We start from the raw sequence: 4,920 nt of genomic DNA, 5'->3' as shown, positions 1-4,920 counted from the left end.
TATACATGGAAGGACGCATTCTTACATGCTCCATTCCTTCTAACGCCTGAATACTGTCTGCCGAATAATTGTTTTTCTTAACTTCTTCGCTCATATAATTATCTCTTAAATATTCGATTTTTAATTATCAGACAAATATAACTATTTCGTAAAAAAATTAACTACAAATAAGCGCAAAAACCTATTAAGTTATTAACATTTGTTAAAAACAAAAAAGCCAACAATTTCCAGTTGACGCATTCTAAAAAATCCGATTATTTATGAAAAATTAGACCTACTTATTCCACTTCAAGTATGGTAAAAGTAGTTCCATTTACAACTACGATATCATGTTGTTTTTTACCCATTAATTGACTTCCAAGAGGCGATTGTGGCGAAACAGACAAAATGGTAATTTCATTAATAGGAATTTTAGGTAAAGCAGCACTAATAAATAATTGCATTGCATTGACTTTTACATAACTTCCTAAGACAATTGTTGCTGTGGTTTTGGAAACATCAATTTTTTCAAGAATCTCTTTTAAAACAATAGTTTCTTTGAGTTTATTGGTTAACTTTTCTTGTTCTAAATGCATCATCGATAAAGCCGTTTCGTGCTTATCGCCTGCCGAACCTTTTGCATCGTTTTGTGCATCATTAGACAAACCCAAAATCATATCTTGATAGACATCTATTTTGTCTTGTAATAATACTAAATGATGTTGCTTTATTATTTGTTTGAATGTCATGATAAATTTTTAACCACAAAGTGTAAAAAAATTAGTAACTCTAGTGTAAGACTTTGCAATATTTGTGGTTAATTATTTTTAAAAATCAAACTTGTAATTAGCTCCAATTAACACTTGAATTCCTTGCACTGGAAAATTTGCCCATCGATCGCTCTGTTGATTCGCTAAATTATTTCCTTTTAAGAAAGCGGTTAATCTTGTATTATACTTGAAGCCGACGTGAGCATTCAAATCGAAATAACTATCTAAATTCACCACTTGTTGAGAAAATGTTGGTGGAAAAACAGTAGCATCATTTTGGATTGATACCAAATCTTTTCTTTCTCCAACAAAAAACACATTTGCACCGGCATACCATTTTTTGTTTATGTCAAAATCCAGTGTCGTTCCAATTTTTAATTGAGGTAAATTCCATGCTTCAGCTTGCGTATCTGATGAATAATTATTGTAAGTACCGTTGATTCCAAATGAAATGTTTTTAGAAAAATCGGCTTTTAATTCACCAAACAAACTCATTGTTTTTACATTATCATAAACTACTCCAAATGAATTACCGTAAGCATATCCTTCTGTATTTGTGGATAAAACATTGAATTTATTATTTAAAAATAATGCTTTGTTATCTTGATTTAAAAAGGAAGCCTTTACATTAAATGCAACCGAATTAGCTAATTTTCCTTTCAAACCTGCATAAATATCAAATTTATTATCGGTTGGCTCAATAAAAAGTGTAGGAGATAAAAACGGATTCTCATCGACAAAATCAGCGTACGAGTTTTGTTGCAAATTACCTTCTGCGCCAGCATAAGCAATTAAAATATCGCCTACTAATTTATAGGATGCTTTGATGTTTGGATAAATATAAATGCTATTTTTGTTTAAAGGCATTCCAATGGTATTTCTATTTAAAACTGAGTAAAAAACACTTGCGCCTACTTGAACTGACAAATCGTCTTGTTGGTAGAAAATACTTGGACTAAAGCCGAAATTAAGTGAAGAGTAGTTATATGCAGAATTGATTAAATCAATATGTCTATCAAAATCTCCGCTAACATAATCAAAAACAAAATCTGTATTAATTTTTTGATTCAGCACTTTAAAATTCAAAGTCGGTTTTACAAAAAATCGATTTTCGCTAGAATCAAAACCATCGGTAAAACGCTTAAACTGAATACTTGCTTCATTGAAAACACCTTCCTTTAAAGCTATTTTTCCGCCTAGAGCAATAGTATTATAGTTTTGTTTCGAATCGATATTCTGGATAATCGCATCCGTAAAAATACTATAATTAGGCAATCCATACCAGTTATACATTTGATTTTTAACCCCTAAATCAATATTCCAACTCAAATTGCGCTCACGAACACCATAGGTTAAATCTAAACTAGTATTGGCATATTTATCATCTAAAACCAAATCTTTGATTCCGCCTTGAGAAGATAAATGACGCAACATAGTACCAAAGTAACTTGTTCTACTTATGTTTTTTGTTATAAATAACTCGGCGTTAGCAGTTCCATAATTACCAAAACCAAGCGTTGCATAATTGCTGAATAATTTTTCTTTTTCCTGAGGATCAACCGTTGCTGCTGTTCCTTTACTTGGTGTAAAAGTTGAAGCTACCGGAAACGAAAAAATATTGTACTGGATTTTTTCTTTTTTATGCGTTTCTTCATCTGCTAAAACAGGTGTCTCTTTTACTTTAAAAGCATCAGAAATGGTTGGTGTATATGGTTTTACAATATTCACCACCTCTGAACCAATATTTTCATCTTTTACTTGAGAAAAAGAAAATTGGATTCCAAATACAACTAAAACTACGGCGATTACTTTTAATTTCTTCATGTTCAATATTTTTAAATGAGATACTGAAACGAGTTCAGTATGACAATGAAATAAGATTATTAGTTAGTGATTGATGAATTACGTTTGGCTTCTTCTACTTTTATATAATCTAGCTCTTTTTGGGCCTCAGCAACTACATCAGCATAATCTGTAAAATTTTCAATAACACTTTGCAAAATTTCGGTGGCTTGAAAGCTATCATTCATACTAAAATAATTTTTAGCCATAATGATTAATGCTTTCGACCCAAAATATTTATATCCCGAATAGTCTACAGCAATGTTTTCAACCACTTTGTTTGAAGCTTCAAACTTTCCTTCTTTATTTTTAAAATAAGCATCATAATATAAGGCTTCGGCTTTTAATTCGCCTTTGGCAATTTTATTTAATTTTTCGTAAGCCTCTTTTGCTTTGGCTTCGTCATTGGTTTTTATAGCCGAACGTGCAACTATAATTTGCGCATCACTTTTAATTTGATCTTCAATTTTATCATTTTTCAATACTTTATCGGCATAAACCACTGCGTTTGCATAATCTTCTTTTTCATAAAATGATTTCATCAAATTAGATTGAGCATAAGTGGTATTTTGAGGAAATTCTGCTTCGGTTTCTAAACGCTGTAAAACAGGAATAGCATTATTATAATCCTTAGCTTTTAAATACACTTGACACAAACGAGCCAATGCCTGTTCTGTATATTCACTACGCGATTTAGAAACTACAAATTCATAATGTTTGATGGTATTATTTTCTAAATTATCTGCAAAATATAATTGTGCTAAATAAAAATTTGCTTTTAGCGCATGTAAACCATTTGGAAACTTACTCACATAACTTGTAAATCCAGAAATTGCTTGTTTTGCATTATTTTGTAAGTATTGTTTTTCAGCTGATTCATACGTATCGTTATCTAAATCTGCGTTTGAAACTTCAATAAAAGAAAGTGTTTTAACCCAATCGGCATATTCATCTACTTTTCCATTATCTACATAAATTAAACGTGCCGTTGAAACTGCTTCAAGCGATTCTGGAGAATTAGGAAACTCTGCCACCACTTTTTTAAATTTTACTAATGCTTGCTCTTCTTTATTGCCATTGTAGTGAATTAATCCTTGCTTTAAAATAGCTTTAGCCACATATGAACTTGAAGTATGCTTAGCAATTAAATCATCATATGTTAAAAGTGCTTTTTCATTTAAAGTCTGATTTACATAGGTATTCCCTAATTCATACAACGCATCATCAATATATTGCGATTTAGTATATGTTCTACTAAACTTTTCTAATTCCTCCATTTTTCGTTCTGGCTTGTTTACAAAACCATAACTGATTCCTTTTTGAAAAGCGGCATAATCTGCATCAACACTTTTCATATCGATTACTTTGTTATAAGCATCCATTGCTGGCCAGAATTTTGCAGCCATAAAATTACAATCGCCCAAACGCAAGTAAGCATCCATTAATCTTATTTTGTCTTCTTTTTGAGAAAGAGTGTAATCTCCAAAATATTTAATGGCGCTAGCATAATCTTTCAATTTAAAATAAGCATATGCTAAATTGTAATTTACATTTCTAAACTCGGGCGTAGTTGAAGCTTCAGAAGCACTTAAAAACTGTAAGAAAGTTAATTTTGCTTCTTCAAATTGATCTAAATTATACTCGGTTTCCCCTTTCCAAAATAGAGCTCTAGCCGTAATTTTTGCTTCTTTATTTTCGCCCATCGATTTTTTAAATAATGAATAAGCTCCTTTATAATCACCATCGGTATATAATTCTAAACCTCTAAAGAACATTACTTTTTGATAGGCTAATTTATTTTCAGGTGATTTATTTTTTTCCAATAACACTAATGCTTCTTTATAATTTTTTGAAGTAATGTAGGAACTAATCAATAAGGTATTGATTTCTTGTTTATAAGAAGTATTTGGATATTTAGACAAATAAACATTCATGATTTCTGGAACCGATTGATATGGATTTCCAATTTCATAGCTTAATTTAGCATAATTCAAATAAGCATCTTCTTGAATTTTTAAATCAAATGTCATTTCAGAAGCCGTTTTAAACGCATTCAAAGCTTGTTGTTTTTTATCGGTTTTTAAATAACTTTCTGCTAAATGATAATAGGCATTTTGAGACACAACATCTTTACCTTCAATTATTTTATTAAATTGAGTTATAGCATTTTCATAGTCTTTTTGTTGGTAATAAACATAACCTAATTGATATAAATCTGTATTATTCCATTTTCCATTTTTTCCTTTATAATCAGCTAAAAAAGGTAATGCCAAATCATATTTTTTCAAATTAAAATAACTTTCACCAATGATTTTAGATAATTCACTTT

At 30.2% G+C, this 4,920-nt stretch carries 3 protein-coding genes; all 3 read right to left on the bottom strand.

The window, feature by feature from the left end; translation table 11 throughout:
* Positions 1 to 278: 278 nt before the first annotated feature.
* Positions 279 to 728, bottom strand: coding sequence for a hypothetical protein (locus ACIQZC_RS09010; protein ID WP_396138897.1), 450 nt, complete (start codon positions 726 to 728; stop codon positions 279 to 281).
* A gap of 78 nt (positions 729 to 806) precedes the next feature.
* Positions 807 to 2,573 (bottom strand): TonB-dependent receptor, encoded by a 1,767-nt coding sequence (locus ACIQZC_RS09005; RefSeq protein WP_396138896.1) that lies wholly within the window; start codon positions 2,571 to 2,573, stop codon positions 807 to 809.
* 59 nt (positions 2,574 to 2,632) lie between these two features.
* Positions 2,633 to 4,920 (bottom strand): tetratricopeptide repeat protein (locus tag ACIQZC_RS09000; RefSeq protein WP_396138895.1); only part of this gene is annotated, 2,288 nt, incomplete at its 5' end.

This window comes from Flavobacterium sp. (genome assembly GCF_044338735.1).
Lineage (GTDB): Bacteria > Bacteroidota > Bacteroidia > Flavobacteriales > Flavobacteriaceae > Flavobacterium.
The sequence above is the reverse complement of the archived record's forward strand: the minus strand, read 5'-3'. Positions and strand labels throughout refer to the sequence as shown.